General features: G+C 60.1%; 16 protein-coding genes and 2 rRNA genes. 5 read left to right on the top strand and 13 right to left on the bottom strand.

Annotation, left to right across the window (positions count from 1 at the left end; genetic code table 11):
• Window positions 1–48: 48 nt before the first annotated feature.
• The 3 genes from JAB1_RS16230 to JAB1_RS16220 are packed head-to-tail and all read left to right on the top strand — an operon-like array spanning window position 49 to window position 3,630.
• The gene (locus tag JAB1_RS16230) at window positions 49–1,578 is read left to right on the top strand and encodes an ABC transporter ATP-binding protein (protein ID WP_070280865.1); all 1,530 of its coding nucleotides are present in this window, start codon (window positions 49–51) and stop codon (window positions 1,576–1,578) included.
• Complete coding sequence (locus JAB1_RS16225; protein WP_034785591.1) at window positions 1,575–2,654, top strand: ABC transporter permease; 1,080 nt, start codon at window positions 1,575–1,577, stop codon at window positions 2,652–2,654. The genes JAB1_RS16230 and JAB1_RS16225 overlap by 4 nt, the downstream gene beginning before the upstream one ends.
• Before the next feature lie 4 nt (window positions 2,655–2,658).
• Window positions 2,659–3,630 carry an ABC transporter permease gene (locus JAB1_RS16220; protein ID WP_034754516.1) on the top strand — a complete coding sequence of 324 codons (972 nt, stop codon included), beginning with the start codon at window positions 2,659–2,661 and terminating at the stop codon, window positions 3,628–3,630.
• 48 nt (window positions 3,631–3,678) lie between these two features.
• On the opposite strand, the gene JAB1_RS30650 is transcribed toward JAB1_RS16220, so the two are convergent.
• Complete coding sequence (locus JAB1_RS30650; protein ID WP_070280864.1) at window positions 3,679–4,635, bottom strand: NUDIX domain-containing protein; 957 nt, start codon at window positions 4,633–4,635, stop codon at window positions 3,679–3,681.
• A gap of 75 nt (window positions 4,636–4,710) precedes the next feature.
• Here JAB1_RS30650 and JAB1_RS16210 point away from each other — a divergent pair, with 75 nt between their 5' ends.
• Window positions 4,711–5,475: a DeoR/GlpR family DNA-binding transcription regulator gene (locus tag JAB1_RS16210; protein ID WP_070280862.1), complete on the top strand. Its 765-nt coding sequence runs from the start codon at window positions 4,711–4,713 to the stop codon at window positions 5,473–5,475.
• A 35-nt stretch (window positions 5,476–5,510) separates the two neighbouring features.
• On the opposite strand, the gene JAB1_RS16205 is transcribed toward JAB1_RS16210, so the two are convergent.
• From JAB1_RS16205 to puuE, 10 genes are all read right to left on the bottom strand, one after another.
• On the bottom strand, window positions 5,511–6,581 hold the full coding sequence (locus JAB1_RS16205; RefSeq protein ID WP_070280860.1) for a S1/P1 nuclease: 1,071 nt from the start codon (window positions 6,579–6,581) through the stop codon (window positions 5,511–5,513).
• A 2-nt stretch (window positions 6,582–6,583) separates the two neighbouring features.
• Window positions 6,584–7,813 (bottom strand): phospholipase D-like domain-containing protein, encoded by a 1,230-nt coding sequence (locus tag JAB1_RS16200; protein WP_070280858.1) that lies wholly within the window; start codon window positions 7,811–7,813, stop codon window positions 6,584–6,586.
• Between the two features lie 18 nt (window positions 7,814–7,831).
• Window positions 7,832–9,517, bottom strand: coding sequence for a bifunctional metallophosphatase/5'-nucleotidase (locus JAB1_RS16195; protein WP_070280856.1), 1,686 nt, complete (start codon window positions 9,515–9,517; stop codon window positions 7,832–7,834).
• Window positions 9,518–9,675: 158 nt separating this feature from the next.
• Window positions 9,676–12,000: a TonB-dependent receptor gene (locus tag JAB1_RS16190; protein WP_230522256.1), complete on the bottom strand. Its 2,325-nt coding sequence runs from the start codon at window positions 11,998–12,000 to the stop codon at window positions 9,676–9,678.
• 567 nt (window positions 12,001–12,567) lie between these two features.
• Window positions 12,568–14,070 carry an adenosine deaminase gene (locus tag JAB1_RS16185; RefSeq protein ID WP_070280854.1) on the bottom strand — a complete coding sequence of 501 codons (1,503 nt, stop codon included), beginning with the start codon at window positions 14,068–14,070 and terminating at the stop codon, window positions 12,568–12,570.
• A 43-nt stretch (window positions 14,071–14,113) separates the two neighbouring features.
• A complete protein-coding gene (guaD, locus tag JAB1_RS16180; RefSeq protein WP_070280852.1) occupies window positions 14,114–15,430 on the bottom strand; it encodes a guanine deaminase in 1,317 nt (438 codons plus the stop codon).
• A gap of 9 nt (window positions 15,431–15,439) precedes the next feature.
• Window positions 15,440–16,507 carry a xanthine dehydrogenase accessory protein XdhC gene (xdhC, locus tag JAB1_RS16175; protein ID WP_070280849.1) on the bottom strand — a complete coding sequence of 356 codons (1,068 nt, stop codon included), beginning with the start codon at window positions 16,505–16,507 and terminating at the stop codon, window positions 15,440–15,442.
• Between the two features lie 9 nt (window positions 16,508–16,516).
• Window positions 16,517–18,862 (bottom strand): xanthine dehydrogenase molybdopterin binding subunit, encoded by a 2,346-nt coding sequence (xdhB, locus tag JAB1_RS16170; protein WP_070280847.1) that lies wholly within the window; start codon window positions 18,860–18,862, stop codon window positions 16,517–16,519.
• A gap of 10 nt (window positions 18,863–18,872) precedes the next feature.
• Window positions 18,873–20,339, bottom strand: coding sequence for a xanthine dehydrogenase small subunit (gene xdhA / locus JAB1_RS16165; protein ID WP_070280845.1), 1,467 nt, complete (start codon window positions 20,337–20,339; stop codon window positions 18,873–18,875).
• A gap of 99 nt (window positions 20,340–20,438) precedes the next feature.
• Window positions 20,439–21,392, bottom strand: a complete 954-nt coding sequence (puuE, locus tag JAB1_RS16160; protein WP_070280843.1) for an allantoinase PuuE — start codon at window positions 21,390–21,392, stop codon at window positions 20,439–20,441.
• 121 nt (window positions 21,393–21,513) lie between these two features.
• On the opposite strand from puuE, the gene uraH reads away from it, so the two are divergent.
• Window positions 21,514–21,867 (top strand): hydroxyisourate hydrolase, encoded by a 354-nt coding sequence (gene uraH / locus JAB1_RS16155; RefSeq protein ID WP_070280841.1) that lies wholly within the window; start codon window positions 21,514–21,516, stop codon window positions 21,865–21,867.
• Window positions 21,868–22,087: 220 nt separating this feature from the next.
• Here the strand turns inward: uraH and rrf are convergent.
• Window positions 22,088–22,200 (bottom strand): 5S ribosomal RNA (gene rrf, locus JAB1_RS16150).
• Between the two features lie 139 nt (window positions 22,201–22,339).
• Window positions 22,340–22,470, bottom strand: a 23S ribosomal RNA gene (locus JAB1_RS16145); the annotation flags it as partial.

Below are 22,470 nucleotides of genomic sequence, written 5' to 3'. Positions count from 1 at the left end.
CCAGTCTCCGCGCGGCGCGTTTCCATGAAACTATCCAGTTATGAACCTATGCAGCCAGCAGTAGAATTTCGCAGCATTTCCAAGCAGTTTGGACATGTGAAGGCGAACGCCGACGTCAGCTTCTCCATCGCCAAGGGCAGTATCCATGGCCTGGTGGGGGAAAATGGCGCAGGCAAATCGACCTTGATGAGCATCCTGTACGGGTATTACCGTGCCGACGGCGGAGAAATCCTGCTCGACGGAAAAGTACAGCCTATCCGCAACAGCCAGGAAGCGATCAACCTCGGCATTGGCATGGTGCACCAGCATTTCATGCTCGTCGAGAACTTCACCGTCCTCGACAATATCATGCTGGGCACGGAAGGCGGCTTTCGCCTGGCCAGCCACCGTACGGAAGCGGAAGCCAAGCTGCGCGAGATTTGCGCGCGCTACCGCCTCGACGTCGACCCGCTGGCAAAGATCGAAGACCTGTCAGTCGGCGCGCAGCAGCGCGTGGAAATCCTCAAGCAGATTTACCGCAGCGCCAATATCCTGATCCTCGACGAGCCGACGGCCGTGCTGACGGCCCAGGAAACGGCCTCGCTGTTTGAAATCCTGCGCCTGTTCAAGGAACAGGGCAAGACCATCATCCTGATCACGCACAAGCTGCAAGAGATCCTGGAAATCACCGACAACGTCACCGTCATGCGCGGCGGCACGGTGGTGGGCGCCGTTGCCACGGCAACTACCTCGAAAGAGGAACTGGCCAACATGATGGTCGGCCGCCCCATCCAGAGCCACTTGCCGCGTGCCCCGTACAATCCGGGCGCCACGGTGCTGGAAGTGGACGGTCTGCAACTGGCCGACGAGCAACAGGTCAAGCTGCTGGCCGACATTGGTTTCAACTTGCGCGCCGGCGAAATCGTCGCCATCGCGGGGGTCTCGGGCAATGGCCAGAGCGAGCTGCTGGAAATTCTGTCGGGCATGCGTTTGCCCACCTCGGGCAAGCTGCGTTTTCTCGACAAGGACTTGCCGTTTGCCAAGCGTCACGATGCCGACGGCTTGCCGCTGACCTTCCGCGAGCTGGGCATCGCCCACATTCCCGAAGACCGCTTGCGCGATGGCGTGGTGAAGAATTTCTCCGTCATGCAAAACACCATCCTCGGCTACCAGGATCACCTGAAAAACCGCTGGGGCCTGTTCAACTTCAAGGCCATCGGCGCCCGCTGCGCGGAACTGCTGAAGACTTTCGACGTGCGCCCGGCCAATCCGGACCTGCGCATCGGCCTGCTGTCGGGCGGTAACCAGCAAAAGGTGGTGATCGCGCGCGAAGTGCTGGCCAAGCCGAAACTGATGCTGGTGGGCCAGCCCACGCGCGGCGTCGACATCGGCACCATCGAAAGCATCCATACGCAATTGCTGGCCCTGCGCGACGCGGGCGTGGCGATCCTGCTGGTGTCCGTTGAACTGGAGGAAGTGCGGGCGCTGGCCGACCGCATTCTCGTCATGTGCGGCGGACGCATCACCGGCGAACTGAAAATTGAAGAATTCGATACCACCCGCATCGGTCTGTTGATGGGGGGAATGCATAAATCATGAATAACGACTTGCCACGCTGGGCGACAGCCTTTGTCATGCCCATGTTAAACCTGCTGTCGGCCTTGCTGGTCGCAGCCCTGGTGATTTATATGCTGGGCGAAGATCCCGCCGAATCGCTGGGTATCCTCGTCAACAGCGCCGTCCTCAATCCGGAAGGCTTGAGCTACACCCTGTTCTACGCCAGCACCTTTATTTTCACGGGCCTGTCGGTGTCCGTGGCGATGCAGGCCGGGCTGTTCAATATCGGTTCCGAAGGCCAGATGTATATCGGCGGCCTGGGCTTGACGGTAGCCATGCTGGCCTTCGACCAGACCCTGCCCGCATGGCTCCTGATTCCAGCCGCCATGATCGGCGCGGCCCTGTTTGGCGCGCTGTGGGGCTTCCTGCCCGGCTACCTGCAAGCGAAGCGCGGCAGCCACATCGTCGTCACCACCATCATGTTCAACTTCATCGCTGCCAGCCTGATGAACTTCGTGATCGTGAAATACCTGATCCCGCCTGGCGAGCAGAATACGGCCAGCCGCGTGTTTGCGGAAAGCGGCGAAATGCCGCGCCTCTCCACCTGGTTCCCATCGCTGGGCGACACGCCGCTGAACATCAGTTTTATTCTGGCGATCGCCGCGCTGGTGATCTATGGCGTGATGGTGTGGCGCTCGTCGTGGGGCTTCAAGCTGCGCGCCACGGGCTTGAACAAGCATGCGGCCCACTATGCGGGCGTGTCGATCAGCAAGATGATCATCATCGTCATGCTGATCTCCGGCGCGCTGGCGGGCCTCGGTTCCGTCAATTCCATCATGGGTTCGACGCATTATCTGTCGCTCAACTTCGTCGGCGGCGCCGGTTTCATCGGCATCGCCATCGCCCTGATGGGCCGCCAGCATCCGGTCGGCATCTTTTTGTCGGCCGTGCTGTTCGGTGCGCTGATCCAGGGTGGCTTCGACCTGTCGCTGGAAAAACCGAATATCCCGACGGAAACTTTCATTTTCATCCAGGGCTTGATCATCCTGTTCTGCGGCGCCATGGAAAACTTCTACGCACCGGCCATTTCCGCCCTGCTCAAGCGCACCAAAGGCTAACACCATGACACTCGACGACTTTCAATTCGCCAGCATCCTGGTATCGACCGTGCGCAATGCGCCCGTCCTGATCTTTGCAGCCATGGCCGGCCTGTTTGCCGAACGCAGCGGCATGATCGACATCGGCCTGGAAGGCAAGATCCTGGCCAGCGCCTTCGCTTCCGCCGCCGTGGCCTACACGACGCAAAACCCGTATTACGGCATGGCTGCCGGCATGCTCGTGTGCGTCGCCCTGGCCCTGCTGCAGGCGTATGTCAGCATCACGCAAAAAGGCAACCAGCTGGTGGCCGGCATGGCGATCAATATCGCCATGAGCGGGCTGACGTTCGTGCTGGCGCAGTTCTTCTTCCAGCAAGGCGGCCGCACGCCCGACCTCGGTTCGGCGCGGCTGTTCGACGTGGTCTTGCCGGGCACGCAGTACGTGGAGCACATTCCCTTCATCGGCTGGGTATATGCCCATCTGATCGGCGGCCATTCCATCCTCGTCTATGTGGCGTTCCTGCTGATCCCGCTCGTGCACTGGCTGCTGTACCACACGCGCTTCGGCCTGCGCCTGCGCGCCTGCGGCGAAAACCCGCATGCGGCCGATTCGGCCGGCGTGAGCGTGGAAGCGACGCGCTACCTGGCCATGCTGGTGGCCGGCATCCTGTGCTCGTTCTCGGGCGCCTACCTGGCCATCGTGCAAAGCGGCTTCTTCTTGCGCGACATGTCGGCCGGCGCCGGCTACCTGGCCCTGACGGCCATGGTGTTCGGCAACTGGCGCCCCGTCTACACCTTCCTCGGCTGCCTGATGTTCGGCTTCTTCGCCGCCATCCAGATCCAGATTGAAGGCGTGGACTTGCCGGTCGTGGGCCGCATCCCCGGCTCGCTGATCCAGATGGTGCCATACGTCGTCACCGTGATCGTGCTGGCGGGCTTGATGGCGAAATCCATCGCGCCAAAAGCCATTGGTATCCCGTTCGTCAAATCACGTTAGATTTCAACGAGCGCATGACAAAAGCGAAGCCCGCGGGCTTCGCTTTTTTTACGCCTGCGAAATCTCATCCAGCGAGAAAAACACAGGCAGACCCAGGCTGCGCGCCACCGCCACCATCTGGTCCGCCCCAGCCGATGCGCCACCGAGACGCAGCACGGCATCGCAATGGCTCAATAAACGCGTCGCATGCGCGTGGAACAACTCCTCATACACGGCGTCGCCCACCCGGGTGGAACCGGCCAGCGCCAGAATGGGCAAGGCCAGCCATTCACCGAGCACGGGCATGTGTCCCATGGCGTACAGGGGCAGGCAAACGGTTTGCATGGCGTCCACATTGCGCTGCATCAAGAGCGGATCGTCGCCCGTTCCCGAACGGTAGGGGCCGGCAACCAGTATCTGCATACCCTGATTCACCGGCATCAGTTGCAATTGCGCATGCTGCAGCAGCATGATGGTCTTGCCATCGCAGATGCGCCCATCGGCCACCATCTGCAGCGCCTGCGCCAGGGGCAGTTCCAGCACTTCGATATCCTCGCCCTCGTGCGCCAGGCCACCGCCGTCGCCGATGCGACTGGCCGGATCATATTCGCCGACAAAAAAATGCAGGCGTTCCGTCACGGAACCGGGACTCATGAAGGCCTGGAATATCTTTTGCACCTGCCCCACCCGGTAACCGGTTTCCTCTTCCACCTCGGCGCGGATGCGCTCTTCAGCACTGGCTTCTTCCAGCAAGCCGGCCGCTGATTCGATGAGGAAACCGTCGTGACCTTCGCGGTAGGTGGGAAAACGGAACTGGCGGATCAAAATCACCGTGCGTTTTACCTTGTTGTAAAGCAGGATGGTGGCGCCATCGCCGCGGTCATAGGTTTCCCGCGTCTGCGTCTGCCATTCGCCATCGTGGCGCAGATAGTCGAACGTGGTCTTTTGCAATAGATACCAGTCGTGCGACAGGGTCTGCACCTGCTGGATGCGTACCCTCTCCTGTCCCAAATTGTCTTCGCGCATATCGTCTCCTTGTGCTTGTATTTTCCGACTTTATCATGCAAACTCGTGCAATATCAAGAATTAACAAGAAAAACCATGCTGACACATCAACGCAAACAATATCTGCTGGACTTGCTCCAGCGCGAAGGACAGATCGTCGCCAAGGCCGTCAGCGATAGCCTGGGCTTGTCGGAAGACACGATACGGCGCGACCTGCGCGAGCTGGCAAAAGAAGGACTACTGGAGCGTGTGCACGGCGGCGCCCTGCCCTTGCTGCCGCGCTCGCCCGCGCTGGCGCCGTTCGCCGGGCGCGAACAGATTTCACTGGAAGCCAAGCCCGCCATCGGCCGCGCGGCGGGCGCCATGATACAAACGGGACAAGTGGTATTCCTCGATGGCGGCACGACCGCCGTGCAGCTGGCGCGCCAGCTGCCGCGCGACTTGCGCGCCACCATCGTCACGCACAGCCCGTCGATTGCCGTCGAACTGGTGAATCACCCATCGATCGAAGTGCTGATGCTGGGCGGGCGCCTGTACAAGCACTCGATCGTCGGCGTCGGCGCGGCGACCGTGGAAGCCATCGGCCGCATCCGCGCCGACCTGTATTTCATGGGCGTGGCCAGCCTGCATCCGCAAGCGGGCATCACCACCGGCGATTATGAGGAAGCATGCGTGAAGCGCGCACTGAGCGAGGCGTCAAGCCGCACTGTCGTGCTGGCTTCGCCGGAAAAGTTCAATACGGCCTCGCCGTTCCAGGTCGCCCCCTTGAGCCAGGTCAACGACATCATCGTGCACCGCGACGTGGATGATGCGCTGGTCGCGCCCTACCGCGAGATGGGAATCGCCGTCATCCTGGCATGAAAAAAGCGGCCCGCAGGCCGCTTTCGAATGCCATCTTACTGCGGCCAGATCGCCTGCAGCACGGCCGCCAGGTGATAGCCACCCTCGATCAGCTGCTGCTTCGCCAGCGCCGAGCTGGGCACCGGATAATTATCGGGCACCGTCAAGGTCCAGACGTTGTAGACCTCGCCCTTGCGGCTGGTCTGCTGCGTGGCCGGGCCGGCCACCACGTCCGTGAAGGCAATCTTTGACGCCGCCAGCGACGCATCGGCCCACTGATACGGCCAGGTGGCGGGGTCGCCGCTATTGGCGCTCACCACAGGCGCGCTGGCGATCACCGTGCGGGCGAACTGCTGCGGCGTGCGCGTGCTCAGGCGGCGCATGGCGTAATCGACGACGGTCGTGTCCCAGTACGAATGCAGGGGCTTGGTGGGTGACTTCGGATACGCGCTGGCTGGCTTGGCCGTGCCCTCTTCCGCCGGCAGCGGCGCGGGAATCACGGCATCGGACAGCGCCGTCATCTTCGCATCGTCGAGTAGCAAATCGTTGCCGCCACGTGCATTGAAAATGGCGATGTCGTCGATCTGCGCCTGCGTGGCGGGCACAAAGAACTGGCCATCCTTGCCGAGAAACGCATTGCCAACATGCAGTGGCTGATGGATATCGCCCACCAGGTGCGTGATCAGGATCAGGGCTTCGCGCTGGCTGAAGCCATGCGGATTGCTGGCTGCATCGGCCTTGCCTTGCAACACCAGGATCGCCTGCCTGAGCGTTTGCACGATATCGTCGTCGGCCGTGCCCACGCCATGGTCATGGTAATGCGCGTTCTGGAACGGCACATTCGTGTAATGGTATTCGCCATGCTTGGGGTTGGCCGCCACATAGCTCAGCATTTCCGGCGATTGCGGACCGCAATACGTGCCCTTCACGCAATCGGGCCAGTTGGCGATCTTTTCCAGGCTTTCGCCAGGCAACAGCAACTTGGCCACCTGTACCTGGGCCGCGCTACCCTTGAGCAATTGATCGGCGATGGCGCCCACGGCGCGGTGGCCGTCATTGCCCCACGCCAGCACATTGCCGGAAGCGAAAGCGGCACCCAGCGCCAGCACGCACAGTAATTTTTTCATGTTCACTCCTTGCCTTGCGGCGCGGCCTTGGCCGGTTTCGGATACTGCTTGTTGATGTCGATGGGCTGGGCGTACGCCGAGCTCCACGTCTGCTCATGCAGCGCGGCAATGCGCTGCGCCATCTGTTCGTTGCGCAGCACCACTTCCAGGTTGCGCGACAAGTCGAAATAACCGCCCGCCCAGTTGCTCGTGCCGACCCAGGCCAGCTTGCCGTCGATGCTCATGGTCTTGCTGTGGATCACGCGCGCGAACGGGATAAAACCCGTCGACGCCGTGGGTATCGTCACGATGCGGATTTCCACGTTCGGCACCAGGGCCAGGCTTTTCAGGTAGGCGATGGCCGGCGCTTCCGTGTTCCAGGCGGACACCATGAGCTTGATTTTCACGCCGCGCTGGGCGGCTGCGCGCACGGCGTTGTCGATCACGGCGTAGTACGGACGCGTGCGGTTCGGGCCATAGGACAGCGGCGCATAGTCGAGCAGCTGGATGCGCACTTCGCTTTTTGCTTCCGCCAGCAAGGCGGGCAAGCCTGTTTCCGAGTCGCCCACGCCGGCCGGGTTGTAGGCATTCGGGCTGGCCAGCAGGAAAGCGTTTTGCGCGTAATTGGCCGGCACGACCTTGCTGTTGAGCACCGTGGCGCGGCTGCCTTGCGACGTCAATGCCTGGGCCTGCCAATCCTGCTCGAAGATGGCTTGCACCTGGCTCACCATGGCCGGATCCGTGATCTTCAAGCCCGTCTCATGGATGTGCTCGAACGAGCGCCAGTCGAAATTCTGGCTGCCGATGTACGCCACCTGGCCATCGACGGCCAGGTATTTCGCATGCACGATGCCGTTGCCAGTGATTTTATTGAAGTCGATGAGGCGCAAGTCCAGGTTCGGAATCGCCTTGATCCGGGCGATGGTGGCCGCTTCCGACAGGCCCACACCCTTCTGGTCCAGCAGGAAACGGATCTTCACGCCGCGCTGGCCGGCGGCCGTCAGGCTGGCCAGCACCTTTTCAAAAGCCGTGCCCGGCTTGCTGACGGCGTAGAACTGGGCGATGACGATTTCTTTCTTGGCCGAATCAAACAGCTCGCTCCACACGGCGACGGGTTCGCGCAGGTCGGGATTCGTCAAGCTCGTTTCCACGGGCGAAGTGTGCACCAGCTCAAAGCCGGGAATGGTGAAATCCGCGTGGGCCGTGCCCGCGAACAGGGTAGTGACGAGCAGGGAAACAAATAAACGACGCATGGTTTTTCCTTGTAAAGATTATTGGACGCGCACGATGCGGCCGGCCGCCGTGGCGCTGCCAGCCGGTTTGCCGACGCGCGCACGGTCGATCAGGTAATTGCTGAAGGCGTCGATATCGCGCACGCCCGTGTCGAGCCGGCGCGTACCGGCCGCCAGCACGGTGAAGCGATCGCCGCCACCGGCCAGGAAACTGTTGGCGGCGACACGGTATTGTTGATTGTCATCAATGGCGACGCCATTGAGCATGATGCTGCCCGGCAGCACCCGCTGGCCCTGCGGCCGCGTGCTGTCCCAGCGGTAACTAAAACCTTCGGACACTTGCAACAGGTTGCCCTCGCCTGCCTCTTCGCCCGGCCATTGCTGCTCGAGCAAGATACGGATTTGCGCGCCGGAAAGACTCAAGACGATCAGGGTATTGCCGAATGGTACAACTGCCTGGTTCTGGCCCACGTTCGTCATCAGGTCGGCGCCCGCTTCCAGGTCCTTGCGGATGCCGCCATTGTTCATCAGGCCGATTTGCGCACCGGCAGCGCGCGCGCCGAACAGGGTGCTGTCGGCCACCAGGTCGCCCAGCGGGGAAGCGCCGCCGCCCTTGGTGCTGCGGCCCACGTTCGGCACGGCGATACTGGCCACGGGACGCGACAATTCGGCCGCACTGCGCTGCTTGACCGATTCCAGGTAGGCTGCCACGGCCGGGTCCGGCTCATACATGCCTGGCAGCATGACGACGTTTTGCGCGCTGGCATCGATCACCGCATTCTTGACGGGATCGACCTTGAGCTTGATGCGCGTCAACATGTGTCCGCCCATCTGCGCCTGCGTCACCAGGCGGCCATCGACACGGCACAGATAACCCTGGTGCGAATGGCCGCTGATGATCAGCCCGATGGCCGGGTCGAGGCGTTTCACCACGTCGACCACTTCGCCCTTCAGATGGCTGCAGTCGGGCTGGTCGACGGCTTCCTTGGTCTCGCCGCCCTGGTGCAGCAGCACGACGAACACGCCCACGCCTTGCGCCCGCAGTTGCGGCAAGGTGGCGTTGATGGCGTCCGCTTCATCACCAAACTGCAGGCCGGCAATGCCGGCGGCCGTCACCACGGACGGCGTATCCTTCAGCACGGCGCCGATCAGGCCCACCTTGACGCCATGCGCCTCTTCGATGTGGTAGGCGGGCAGCAGGGGCTTGCCCGTTTGCGTGTCGATGACATTGGCCGCCATATAGGTGTAGCTGGCGCCCTTGAAGTCGGGCGTGAATTTGCACGCCTTGTCGGCGCGCGATGATTCACAGCCGCCGCGCTGCTGGCGCAGCAATTCCGCCTTGCCCTGGTCAAATTCATGGTTGCCGACGGAACTGGCCTTCATGCCCAGCATGTTCATGGCGACGATGCTCGGCTCGTCCGCCCACAGCGCCGACATGGCGGGACTGGCGCCGACCAGGTCGCCATTGCCGACAAAGATCAGCTGCGCATCTTCGCGCCGCCACGCCGTCAATGCGCCGGACAAGGTATCGATGCCGCCGGCCTGCACCGTCTTGCGCTCGGCATCGGCAACGCTCGTGTAGGTAAATTTGCTGCGGTCGAGATTGCCGTGAAAATCGTTCAGGGCAACCAGGTTGATATCGACGGGCGCCACGGGATGGGTGGCGCAACCGGTCATGGCGGCGGCGATGGCCACCGCGATCAGGGATAAGGGCAGTGTTTTCATAGGCTTCGCAGCATAGCGCAACGGCCGGGGTACGGCATTGCGCAAACGGGTTAAACAAGGTCCGGCTGCACAACGCCGCCAGAAAAGAAAAACGGGCCCTGAGGCCCGTTGCAACACATCGCGCGCAGCCTGGCCTGCAGGCTGCGCGTCAGCGTCGATTAGATATCGATCGACAGGGTGACCGATACGAAGCGTGGTGCGCCCAGGTAGTAACGCTGGGTATCAACCGACGTCGTCACGCCAGCGATAGGCTGGGTGTTCTTGACGGTGGTCGAGGACGGATTGCGGTACTGCTTGTCCGTGATGTTGCTCAGGTTAAATGTCAGCTTGGGACGCTTGATGTAACCGAAGTTGGCAAAGGTGTAGCCGCCATCGATACCGAAGGTGGTGTAGCCTGGCGCCGTTTCATCATTGACCATCGATGCTTGCTGCTGGCCGGTGGCGCGCGCTTTCACGCGGGTCCAGAACGAACCATTCTGGTACTCGATCGACAGGCCGGCTTTCTTCTTCGGCGTGTTGATCATTTCCTTGCCAGCAGTCGGCAGGTACACATTCGTCGCGGACAGCATGTCGTCCTTGATTTTGCTGTTATTGAAACCCAGCGAACCGTACATTGCCCAGCCATTGATCGGCGTATTGCCGATTTCAAATTCCAGACCCTTGTTGCTGACGCGGCCCACGTTGGTGTAGCTGCTCGACTGCGTGATTGGATCGAAGGTGGTTGCCTGGCGATCCTTGAAGTCGACGAAGAACGCCGTCACCGAAGCGATGAACTTGTCATCCTGGTGGCGATAGCCGATATCGGTATTCCACGACGATTCTTGTTTCACATCACCAACAAAGTTGGCAACGCCATTGACCACTTTCACGCTGGTGCCGATGTTGCCGAACACGAAGTTAGGTGGTGCTTTGACGTTCTTGGCGACCGAAATGAACAATTGATCGTCGTTGGTGATGCGGTAACGGGCGCCCAGTTGCGGCAGCAGGGTGTTGTATTTCTTGATCAGGTTGTACGGCTTGACGTTGTTGTTTTCGTCGCCGTAGTTGGTGAAGTCACGCTTCACGTTCGGGCTACGTACGCCGATATTGATCTTCAGCTTGTCATCGTTCAGGCTGATCGTGTCTTGCAGGAAGAACTGATAAGCGGTCGAAATCGACATCCAGTTACGGCTTTGCGCTGGCGTGCCATCCGGACGCAGGATCTGGCCGTTTTGCAGCCAAGGATCTTGCGAGATACCATCATTGCTCAATGCCAGCATCGGGCCCGTTTGCTGATGGCGAGCGCGCTCGTACCAGAAGCCACCGAGCACATCATGGTTACCGGACGACCAGTTCAGCGACGCGGTCACGCCTGGACGGAAGGTCTTGGTGACGCTGGCGTTAGCGACCAGGACGGTGTCGAGGGTGTCGCCGTCGCCGTTCAAGTCCACGGTGCCATTACGCATGCCAGTGGCTGCGTCATAGAAAGCTTTTTCCGACTGGGCGCGCTGTTGCACACCACCGTTACCATAGCCGTACCAGATGTATGGCAGTACTTTCAGGTCCAGGTTCTCGTTCAGGCGGAACTTGGCCGTTGCCGAGGCGATGGCATTCTTGAACGGGTTGATGCCCAGCTTGTAGAAGGCTGGCGACTGCGTGGTTTCCACTTGGGCAGTGCCTTTGACCGGCTTCAGATGGCCTTTGAAGGTATCGGCATAGTCGAAGTTATAACCGTTCTTGTTGATTTCAGCCAAGGTCAGGTTATTGATGTTGTTGTTCATCGCCTCGTTGTACAGCAAGGTGGCGTGAATATAGTTGAAACGATCCCAGTCGTAGTTGATGCCGGCATCGATATGGTCGCGCTTGGCGCCGCCCTTGCCTTTCCATTTGTCGGCTTCAGCATGCGAAGCGGACACGAACATCTTGGTGCGTTTGTCCGAGAACAGGCCGGTGTCGACGCGCACGAAGGTTTTCTTCATGTTCAGTTGACCGATGGTCTGCATCATGCGCAGGCGGTGCTTGTCTTCAGGATTGCAGGTGTTGATACCGAAGTTACCGCCGGTAGCGCCCACTTGTGGCGAATCGGCATCGGTCGAACCCTGGGTCACGGTTTGCGAGCAGGTATTTTCCTGGTCAACATATTCTTGTGGGTAGATGGCAAAACTACCGGAGTCATTCACCGGCACGCCGTTGATCGTGGCGCCGATCTGGTCGGAGTTAAAGCCGCGCAGTGTCAGGCCGCCGCCGAACAGGCCAGTTGCATCGTAGTTGTAGCTATTAACAGCTGGCAACATTTCCAGGGCTTCGTACGCATTGCCCGTTGGACGTTGCTTTTCCAGTTCTTCTGCCGTAATCGTGCTGCGTGCCTTTGGGGCATCTTCCGTCACCATCAGGCCCATACCGGTTTTTTTCGCGGTAATGACCACTTTTGCGGCTTCGCCGTCGGTTTGCGCATGCGCAGTGGAGATGCCGAAGCAAGCCAGTTGGCATGCCACTGCGATCATACTTAGTCGCAATTTTGGTTGTTGAATGAACTGCATTTGAACCCCCTAGAGTGTGTTGTAACTTACAAGATTTTGACTTGCTTATATTGTGGTGAAACACGGAAACTATCCAACTAGACACGGCAGTATAAAGATCGAATATTTCAAATCCGTTACACGGATATGACCGCAATGTGACAGGAGCCGCTAGACATCCTGAATTGTCACAAAAGCGATATCAAAAATGACTTATTCAATTCTTCGCCGTCCAACTATGCATTAAGGTCTGTAGGCTGACAAATACGTTTTTTTTTAGTAATTTATATATAAAAAATATAAATCACCGCTGGAAGCCGCATTTTTTGTATCAACCGAGCAAGCTCACCTCATCGGGGCGAAATTATAGATGAGCGGCAAGACTTGGAAATTGTTTCAGAAAATAATTGCAAGAAAGCACTACTAGCGCATCATTTTTTGTCGTAAAGGCACAACAAAAAGGATAAAAGGAGGGTTTTGTAACTATGAAGAACAGGAGGTTACGCGACCGCTAGTCGCGGTCGCGTGGCAAGGCAGAGAGGTGAAATACTTTTACGGTTTTACAACAGTTGCTTTGCGATCACTATTTGCGATCAAGGCTTCGAAACGGGTGAAACGGGCATCGAGCGCTTTCAGCAAACGTTGCTTGTCCGCTTCCGCCAGGAAGGAATAGCGCAGACTGTTGTAGGACAGTTTTTTGATTTCCGCATAATCCGTCTTGTACTGGCTGGCAAACAGCACGTATTCATTCGACAAGGTATTGCGCGATACGCCCGCGTCATCGGTAGAAATCACGAATGGCACGCCATACTTGCGGTACAGGGTGATCGGATGCGCCTGGCCCTTGATACCGAGAATGTAATCGTTGCTGGTCAGGTTCACTTCCACGGGAATGTTACGCTCGCGCATTTTCTGCATGGTTGCCAGCGCATTGTTTTCGTACGCGATATCCATGCCGTGACCGATACGGTCGGCGCCTGCCACATCGACGGCTTCGGCGATATGGAACGTCATGCCTTCCGGCGGCACCATGCCCAGCGCCAGCTCGCCGGCGTGCAGTGCGATCTTGACGTTTGGATACTTAGCCTTGAGGAACTTGAACATTTCCATGTGCAGGCTGTAATCGCGCATCGACACGTTCACGCTTTCCTGGCCCACGATGTTCACGCCCACCAACAGCGGATTCAGGCTCGCTGCCTTGAACGCGGCCACCATGGACGAGAACACTTGCGATGGCGACAGGAAACGCAGCACATACGCCTGGTAGCGCATGGTGAAGTTCGCATCGTCGATGCCGGCGCTGCTGGCGTTGACGTTGTCGTTGTAGGCAGTGATGCTTTTCTGGAAGCTGGCATCCTGCTCCAGGCTGCCTGTCCAGTTGGCCAGCACGGCTTGCAATGCTGCCGGCTGCAAGCCCGGCGCCAGCACCTGCTGGTCGAACTGCGCGTTCTGCACGAATGGCGACAGTTCGAAAATCGTCTCGATGTAGCTGAGGTTTTCCGCGATGGCGCGCTGCTTCAGGGTTTTCAAGCCGTCAGCCGTGTTGCTCGACGCCACGGGACCGAAATAGCCGAAGGTGTCAAAAAAAGTGCGGTCCGGCGGCGTCTGGACGGCGCCGTGATTATAGAAATCCTTGGTCGACCAGCGCTGCAGCAATTCCGCATACAGGCCCGCATCGGCAAACACTTCCGTGGATGACAGGCATCCACGCTGCGCGGCCGGCTTGGCGCGCTCGGCTGCCACGACGTCCTTGTTGCTTTCGATGCGGTACGTCGTCTTGTTGACGCAATAGTTTTCCTTGTCGACCCAGTCGAGGAATTGCTCGGCGTAAATGGCGCCCGAGTAATGGTGATGCAGATCACCGCCCTTGGGCATCATGGAAAAGAACAGGCTCAACTCGGCTGTCTTCGGCTGCGCACCGGCAACCAGGGCGGCAAAGTGGCGCGCGGTGGCCGCTTCGTTGGAAGACGGGGCGGCTACCGCCGGGGCGGCCTGCGCCGTTCCAGTCAATGCCAGCGCGGCGCCAAGCGCCAGGCCAGTGAGTTTCTTGTGCATTCGCGTTCTCGCTCAGGATAATTCGTGTTGAACAACGGGTAGGTCAGCCCTGCCCCCGCACATGCACGCATTGCCCGCCTGAATAGGTGGCGGCCACGGCGCGGTCGTCACCTAGCAGCGCAAAGGCAAACAGCAATTCCTCCAGGCTTTGACAGCCGGCCGTGCGGCGCTCGAGCAACGGCGTCGACTGCTTGTCGAGCACGATGAAGTCCGCTTCCGTGCCTGCCGTAAAATTGCCGAGGGTGCCTTCCAGCTGCATGGCGCGCGCGGCGCCCAAGGTCGCCAGGTAAAACATGCGCAAGGCGGGCAGATAGCTGCCTTTCAAGCGTGCTACTTTATAGGCTTCGTTCATGGTTTGCAACATCGAGAACGAGGTGCCGCCGCCCACATCGGTCGCCAGCGACAGCAGCACTTTCGCCGCATCGGCCCGCTCGAAATCGAACAGGCCGCTACCGAGGAACAGGTTTGACGTAGGACAAATGGCAGCCGCCGAGGACGTTTCCGCCATGCGTGCGCGGTCGTGCTCGTCGAGCCAGATACAGTGCCCAAACATGGCGCGCGGGCGCAGCATGCCGTACTGGTCATACACATCGAGGTAGCTGCGCGCCTGCGGATGGAGTTCGCGCACCCAGCGGCATTCATCCTCGTTTTCCGATACGTGGGTCTGCAAATACGTATCCGGATAGGCGCGCGCCAGCTCGCCCGCCAGGTGCATCTGTTCATTCGTGGATGTCGGCACGAAACGGGGCGTGATCGCATACAGCGAGCGGCCGTGCTTGTGCCAGCGCCGGATCAGCTCTTCACTTTCGCGTGCGCCGGACTCGGCCGTGTCGCGCAGGAACTCGGGGCAATTGCGGTCCATCATGACCTTGCCCGCCACCATGCGCAAGCCGCGCGCCTCGCTGGCGCCAAAGAAAGCATCGACCGATTGCGGATGCACGCTGCCATACACCATGGCTGTGGTGGTGCCGCAGCGCAGCAGTTCATCGAGGAAAAACTCGGCGACATCGCGCGCATGTTGAGGATTCTCAAACGCCCGCTCGGTGGGGAAAGTATACGTTTCCAGCCACGGCAGCAAACCGGGAGCCGGCGAAGCGATCATTTCCGTCTGCGGAAAATGCAGATGCGTGTCGATGAAACCCGGCACGATCAGCTTGCCGCGGTAATCGACGATCTCGGTGCCGGGCGGCAAAGTCGCTTGCAGCGATGCATAATCGCCGGCCGCCACGACCTTGCCGCCGGCCACGATCAGCAAGCCGTCCGCATGCCAGGCGTGCGCCTCCTCGTTGAAAGCGGGATCGGCGTGAAAGTGCAGCAAGCTGGCACGGTAAGCTTGCAATGTGGCAGGAACTATCGGCATGACTTCTTTCTATAACGGGTGAATGGCGGCGCGTTTCTCGCGTCGCGGTGGCGCGCTGGCAGAGGCCAGCCGCAGCGGTGTGGCCAGGGCGGCAGCGGCCGCTTCCTCCCACACCATGAGTAATTGACAGGCAACGGAAGCGGCGATCACGGCCGGCGCCTTGTTGCGGATGCCGGGCATGCCGATCGGACAGACCATGGCGGCAATGCGCTCATCCGGCACGCCGCGCGCCTGCAGGCGGTGCTCGAATTGCTTGCGTTTCGTGTGCGAACCGATCAAGCCGAACCAGCCCGCATCCTTGCGTTCCATGATGGCTTGCGTCAAGCGTTGATCGAGCGCATGGCTGTGCGTCATGACGAGAAAACTGCCGCCCGGCGGCGCCATGGCAACAAATTCCTCGGGCGTGTCGGTGGCGGCGATGCGCACGTTATCCGGCATTTGCAGGGGAAACATGTCTTCGCGTTCATCGACCCAAGTGATATTGCAGGGCAAGTGGGCCAGCGCGCGCACGATGGCGGCGCCCACGTGACCGGCGCCAAACAAGGTCAGGTGCGCGCGCGGCGCCAGGCAGGGGTCGACCAGCCAGCGCCGCCCCTTGCCATCCTGAGCGACATGGGTACTGCGTTCGCGCGCGAACGTATTGGGTGCCTGGCTTGGTGCGCCGGCAATCAGTTTACCGGCGGCATCGAACAGGGCCGACGCGGCATCGCCGTCAAGCGCCGTGACTTTCCAGCTGTCATGCTGGCGCCGTTCGCGCAAGGCGGCCAGCAATTCGTTCAAGCTGGCATCGACATACTCGAACGCCAGGTGGACGACGCCACCGCAGCATTGTCCCAGGCTGGGGCCGAGCGCAAGACGCTCGAGCCGCGCATGGGTCTCTGCCGTGGCCAGCATGGTCTTGGCAATTTCCACGGCACGCAATTCCAGGTGGCCGCCACCGATGGTGTCCACCTGGCCTTCAAGGGTGACGCGCATCTTCGCGCCCGCCTCGCGCGGCCCCGAGCCTTCCACCAGGGCGACCGTCACCAGCACGGATGCCTGCGTGTCATTCTCGATTGCTGTCAGCCAGTCGCTCATTCTCTGCTCCTAGGCGCCGGCATGCGCCGCTTGCACGGCCATGACCGCCTTGAGGATTTCCTCGCTGGTAGCGGGGGCATTCAGCGGTGGCTGCACGGCGTGATGGCCCACGCTGGAAATGGCGTCGCGGATGGCAAAGAAGACGGAGAACGGCAGCAGCAACGGCGGTTCGCCCACGGCTTTGGAACGGTGGATGCTGTCTTCCACGTTGCGATTCTGGAACAGCCTGACGCGAAAATCTTCGGGGCAATCGGAAATGCCGGGAATTTTGTATGTCGATGGCGCGTGCGTCATCAGCTTGCCCGCCGCGTTCCACCACAGCTGCTCCGTCGTCAGCCAACCCATGCCCTGGATAAATGCGCCTTCCACCTGACCCAGATCAATCGCGGGATTCAATGACTGGCCAGCATCGTACAAGGCGTCCGCACGCAGCAGCTTCCATTCCCCCGTCAAGGTATCAACCACCACTTCAGCCACGGCCGCGCCATACGCATAGTAGGAAAACGGATGACCCGTCATCGTCTTCGCATCCCACGACAGGCCAGGCGTGGCATAAAAGCCGTCCGACCACAGTTGCACCCGGGCCAGATAAGCCTTCTGCACCAGCTCGGCAAACGCGACGACATGGCCATGCACGTGGATATGGTTATTGAAGAAGCGCACTGCAGCAACGTCGCCGCCGTACAGTTTGACCGCGTAATCGGCCAGGCGTTCACGGATCTGGCGCGCCGCATCCTGCGCCGCCTTGCCATTCAGGTCGGCGCCAGTGGACGCCGCCGTGGCCGACGTGTTCGCCACCTTGCTGGTATCGGTGGCCGTGGCCCGTACGCGCTCCAGGTCCAGCCCCAGTTCGTGCGCCACCACTTGCATCACCTTGGTATTGATGCCCTGCCCCATTTCCGTGCCGCCATGGTTGACCAGTACGGAGCCATCCACATACACGTGGACCAAGGCACCTGCCTGGTTCAGATGCGTGACGTTGAAGGCGATGCCGAATTTCAGCGGCGTGAACGCCAGGCCCTTCTTCAGGATCGGGCTGGCCTCGTTGAAGGCGTCGATGGCGCGGCGGCGCGCGCGGTAGTCGCTGCTCTCCTCTAGCTCAGCGACGAGCTCGTGGATGACATTATCGACGATGGTCTGCCCATACGGCGTGACATTGCGCCCCTCGGTATCGTTGCGCCCATAGAAATTGAGCAGGCGGATATCGAGCGCATCGCGTTGCAAATGGCGGGCGATTTCATCGATCACGTACTCGATGGCAATGGCGCCCTGCGGCCCGCCAAAGCCCCGGAAAGCCGTGTTCGACTGGGTATTCGTCTTGCCGCAGGCGGCGCGAATATCCACGTCGGACAGGTAATACGTGTTGTCGAAGTGACAGACGGCGCGCGTGGCGACGGGGCCGGACAAGTCCGCAGAGTAGCCGGCGCGCGTGGTCATGTCGACCTTGGCGGCAAGTATCCTGCCCTCATCATCGTAGCCCACTTCGTATTCATAGTAAAAACAGTGGCGCTTGCCCGTCACCAGCATGTCGTCGTCGCGGTCGGCGCGCAGTTTCACGGGGCGCTTCAGTTTGGCCGCCGCAATCGATGCGGCCGCCGCCCACAGGGCCGACTGCGATTCCTTGCCGCCAAAACCGCCGCCCATGCGCCGGCATTCGACGGTGATGTTATGCGAATGCACGCCCAGCGCATGCGCCACCACGTGCTGCATCTCGCTCGGATGCTGGGTCGAACACAGCACCAGCATGCCTTGCGCTTCCTTCGGGATGGCGTAGGAAATCTGTCCTTCCAGATAAAACTGTTCCTGGCCGCCCACATACAGCTGGCCCTTGACCACATGCGGCGCCGTCTCGAACGCCGCCTGATAATCGCCACGCGTCAGCTGCATTGGCGGCAGCACGTACGATTGTGCGGCCTTGGCCGCTTGCGGCGTCATGATCGCGGGCAATTCCTCGTACGACACTTGCGCCAGGCGGGCGGCACGGCGCGCATGGTCATGCGTATCGGCCACCACGATGAAAATGGGCTGGCCCACGTATTGCACCAGATCAAAAGCCAGGATGGGATCGTCATGGATGATCGGGCCGCAGTCATTGATGCCGGGAATGTCCTGCGCCGTGTAGACGGCGGCGACACCGTTCGCAATGCGCACGGCCGACAAATCCATGGCCGTGATGCGTGCATGGGGCTTTTGCGACAGGCCCAGCGCCGCGTGCAAGGTGCCTTGCAACTCGGCGATATCGTCCGTGTATGTGGCTTGCCCCAGCACATGCAATTGTGCCGATTCATGCGGACTGGGCTTGCCCACGGCGGCCCAGGCGGCCGCTTGCAGTTCGGGCGTGGCAGGATGGTTCATGCTGGTCCTTTCAGGCGCGGCAAGCATAGGCGTTGACGGCAGTGCGCAACAGCGGTGCACCGGGGCGTGTTTCCAGCCAGAAGCGGCGCAACAGGTTTTGCGCCGTCGTCATGCGGTAAGTATCCGACGCGCGCATGTCCGACAGGGGCGCGTAATCGTCGGCCAGCAAACGCATGGCGATGAGCAGATTGTCTTCCGTCCATGCTTGTCCGCGCAAAAACGCTTCCGTTTGCGCGGCGCGCTGCGGCGTGGCCGCCATGCCGCCAAAGGCGATGCGCGCATCGATGATGCGCTCGCCATCGAGCTGGAAGGCAAACGCGGCACACACGGCCGAGATATCCTGGTCGAAGCGCTTGGCCAGCTTATACGTGCGGAATTGCACCTCGGCACGCGGCAAGGGCACGCGCACGGCTTCGACGAACTCGCCGGGCTGCAGATCTTTCTTTTGGTAAGCCAGATAGAAGTTTTCCAGCGGCATGATCCGCTGGCCGCCTGGGCCGCGCAGCACGATCTCGCTGCCCAGCGCAATCAGCCACGGCATCGAGTCGCCGATGGGCGAACCATTAGCCACATTGCCGCCCAAAGTGCCTGCGTTGCGGATCGGCAAGGAAGCAAAGCGTTGCCATAGTTCAGACAATTCCTGCGGATAATGCCCGCACAGCGCCGCATAGGCATCGTTGAGGCTGGCGCCGGCGCCGATGTGCAACTTGCCATCGTCCACGACGATGGTTTTCAGCTCAGCGACGTTGCCCAAATAAATGATGTCGCCCAGGTCGCGCAATTGCTTGGTCACCCACAAGCCCACGTCGGTGGAACCGGCCAGCAGGCAGGCTTGCGGCTTTGCCGCGCGCAGTACCACCAGTTCATCGATGCTGCGCGGCGCGTGAAATTGCTGGCCGCCATGCTCATACGTAGTCAGGCTGCTGCGCTGCAACGCCTGCAATTGCTGCGCCACGGCATCGCGGTCGAACGTGACGTGCGGCAATTCGCCCATGCGTCTGGCTGCATCGATGATGGGCCGGTAGCCCGTGCAGCGGCACAGATTGCCCGACAGGGTATCGTCGATTTCGCCGCGCGTGGGTGTCTCGCCGTTTTTTTTCAGATACATGCCCCACAAGGACATGACAAAACCGGGCGTGCAAAAACCGCACTGGGAACCGTGACACTCGACCATCGCCTGCTGCACCGGGTGCAGGGCGCCGTCGGGCTGTTGCAAGTCTTCCACGGAAAACAGGGCCTTGCCATCGAGTGTAGGCGTGAGCTGGATGCAGGCGTTGACGGCTTTCATCTCGATTTGTCCATCCACCAGGCTGCCGATGACGACGGTGCAGGCGCCGCAATCGCCTTCGGCGCAGCCTTCCTTGGTGCCCGTGCAATGCAAATCCTCGCGCAGGTGCTGCAACACAGTCTGCGTAGGGGCGGCGTTGCGTACTTCCTGTACGGCACCACGGTAGTAAAAGCGGATCGGTTCTGACATGCTGGCCTCGGTATAGTCCCAGTATAGGAGATTAACACCGGCATATGGGACAACTATATGCAAAGACTGATTTTACTTATCATCCAATATCAATACCTATCAAACGCTACAGGGATGCGTCGCGTGCCAGTGTTCGGCAATATCGATGCGGCGCGTGATCCACACATGCTCATGGCCTTGCACATAGTCGAGAAAGCGCGCCAGGGCGGCTGCGCGGCCAGGCCGTCCTACCAGGCGGCAATGCAAGCCCACCGACAGCATCTTCGGCTGACTCAAACCGTTCGGATCGCCTTCCGCGTACAGCACATCGAAGGCATCCTTCAAGTAATCAAAAAACTGCGTGCCCGAATTAAAGCCCTGCATGGCGGCAAAGCGCATGTCGTTCGTGTCCAGTGTATAAGGCACGATCAGCTGTGGCTGCACGGCAGGCATGCCGGAGGCATCCGTGTACGCTACCTTGTCCCAGAATGGCAGATCATCGCCGTAATAATCGGCGTCGTAGCGGAAACCGCCATGCTCGACCACCAGTTTGCGCGTATTCGGAGAATCGCGCCCCGTGTACCAGCCTTGCGGGGCGGAACCCGTCAATTCGCGGATGATCTGCACGGCTTCGCGCATGTGTTCGCGCTCCGTCGCTTCATCCATGTTTTGGTAGGAAATCCAGCGCAAGCCATGGCAGGCGATTTCATGCCCCAGTTCCTGGAAAGCCGCCACCGCCTCCGGATTGCGCTTCAAGGCCATCGAGACGCCAAATACGGTCAGCGGCAGGCGCCGCTCCTCGAACATGCGCAGCAGGCGCCACAACCCGGCGCGCGAGCCATATTCATAAATCGACTCCATGCTCAGGTGGCGCGCAGGAAAAGCGGCCGCCCCGATCATTTCCGACAAAAACGTTTCCGAGGCGGGATCGCCATGCAGCACGCTGTTTTCCGCCCCTTCCTCGTAATTGAGGACGAATTGCAGCGCGATGCGGGCCTTGCCCGGCCATTGCGGATGGGGTGGCGTGCGGCCATAGCCTATCAAGTCGCGTGGATAATGTTCGTAATTGTTCATGCGGAGGCGCGCCTATAGGAGGACAATGTTGGCTATATGCCCAATCATATAGCCCGGCGCAGTCACCGGTATATGATTTGCACGATAAGCACATTCACTCACCCTATATACAGGATAGCAAATGGGAAAACTCAGCACGCATGTACTCGATATCGCCCACGGCAGGCCGGGAGCCGGCGTCAAGGTGGCCCTGTTTTCAGTTGCGCCGGAAGGCAAAGTGTTATTGAAGATGGATATGACGAACAGCGACGGCCGTTGCAGTTTACCCTTGCTGGAAGGCGACAGCATGAAGGCGGGCCAGTATGAACTGGTCTTCAATGCAGGAGACTATTTCGCCGCCCAAGGCGTGGAACTGCCCTCCCCCCGCTTCATCGACCTGGTCACCCTGTCCTTCGGCATTGCGCATACAGACGAGAACTACCACGTGCCGCTGGTGGTATCGCCGTGGTCGTATTCGACTTATCGCGGGAGTTAAGCGATATTAAGTAAAAAAGGCAGCGCGCAGCGCTGCTTTTTTTTCGCCTGCTGAACCGAGCCACCAGGGTCAGACCCTCCACACCGCTAACGCCAGATTCGACGCCAACGCGCGAGGGGGTCTGAGCCCAGCCTTCGTTTGGGGTTCGCCATCACAAACCGCCAGACGAAAAAAAACCCGACCATTTCTGATCGGGTTTTTCTCTTACTGCGAATAACAAGCCTGACGATAACCTACTTTCACACTGGTTGCAGCACTATCATCGGCGCAAAGTTGTTTCACGGTCCTGTTCGGGATGGGAAGGGGTGGGACCAACTTGCTATGGTCATCAGGCATAACTTGTACTGGCGCTTGTCTCCTGTGGGACGACAAGGCCATGAATCTGGAAGAAGCAAAGATTGGGGTAATGACTGGTAGTATCAACACACACGCAACGTTGTACCGTCTCATCCTCTGTACCTGCTAAGGTTATAGGGACAAGCCGTACGGGCAATTAGTACTGGTTAGCTTAATGCATTACTGCACTTCCACACCCAGCCTATCAACGTCCTGGTCTCGAACGACCCTTCAAAGAGCTCAAGGCTCTGGGAAATCTCATCTCAA

Origin of the sequence: Janthinobacterium sp. MP5059B, assembly GCF_001758645.1 — a bacterium.
In the GTDB taxonomy this organism is placed as follows: Bacteria; Pseudomonadota; Gammaproteobacteria; order Burkholderiales; family Burkholderiaceae_D; genus Janthinobacterium; species Janthinobacterium lividum.
This window is presented reverse-complemented; position numbering and strand designations above follow the sequence as displayed.

What these genes read in the sequence shown, in the direction of transcription:
- JAB1_RS16185 (WP_070280854.1), bottom strand. Translation starts at nt 14,070, where the DNA reads ATGCACAAGAAACTCACTGGCCTGGCGCTTGGCGCCGCGCTGGCATTG.
- xdhC (WP_070280849.1), bottom strand. Translation starts at nt 16,507, where the DNA reads ATGAGCGACTGGCTGACAGCAATCGAGAATGACACGCAGGCATCCGTG.
- xdhA (WP_070280845.1), bottom strand. Translation starts at nt 20,339, where the DNA reads ATGTCAGAACCGATCCGCTTTTACTACCGTGGTGCCGTACAGGAAGTA.
- JAB1_RS16190 (WP_230522256.1), bottom strand. Translation starts at nt 12,000, where the DNA reads ATGATCGCAGTGGCATGCCAACTGGCTTGCTTCGGCATCTCCACTGCG.
- puuE (WP_070280843.1), bottom strand. Translation starts at nt 21,392, where the DNA reads ATGAACAATTACGAACATTATCCACGCGACTTGATAGGCTATGGCCGC.
- JAB1_RS16225 (WP_034785591.1), top strand. Translation starts at nt 1,575, where the DNA reads ATGAATAACGACTTGCCACGCTGGGCGACAGCCTTTGTCATGCCCATG.
- guaD (WP_070280852.1), bottom strand. Translation starts at nt 15,430, where the DNA reads ATGCCGATAGTTCCTGCCACATTGCAAGCTTACCGTGCCAGCTTGCTG.
- JAB1_RS16210 (WP_070280862.1), top strand. Translation starts at nt 4,711, where the DNA reads ATGCTGACACATCAACGCAAACAATATCTGCTGGACTTGCTCCAGCGC.
- JAB1_RS16220 (WP_034754516.1), top strand. Translation starts at nt 2,659, where the DNA reads ATGACACTCGACGACTTTCAATTCGCCAGCATCCTGGTATCGACCGTG.
- JAB1_RS16195 (WP_070280856.1), bottom strand. Translation starts at nt 9,517, where the DNA reads ATGAAAACACTGCCCTTATCCCTGATCGCGGTGGCCATCGCCGCCGCC.
- JAB1_RS30650 (WP_070280864.1), bottom strand. Translation starts at nt 4,635, where the DNA reads ATGCGCGAAGACAATTTGGGACAGGAGAGGGTACGCATCCAGCAGGTG.
- JAB1_RS16230 (WP_070280865.1), top strand. Translation starts at nt 49, where the DNA reads ATGCAGCCAGCAGTAGAATTTCGCAGCATTTCCAAGCAGTTTGGACAT.
- JAB1_RS16205 (WP_070280860.1), bottom strand. Translation starts at nt 6,581, where the DNA reads ATGAAAAAATTACTGTGCGTGCTGGCGCTGGGTGCCGCTTTCGCTTCC.
- uraH (WP_070280841.1), top strand. Translation starts at nt 21,514, where the DNA reads ATGGGAAAACTCAGCACGCATGTACTCGATATCGCCCACGGCAGGCCG.
- xdhB (WP_070280847.1), bottom strand. Translation starts at nt 18,862, where the DNA reads ATGAACCATCCTGCCACGCCCGAACTGCAAGCGGCCGCCTGGGCCGCC.
- JAB1_RS16200 (WP_070280858.1), bottom strand. Translation starts at nt 7,813, where the DNA reads ATGCGTCGTTTATTTGTTTCCCTGCTCGTCACTACCCTGTTCGCGGGC.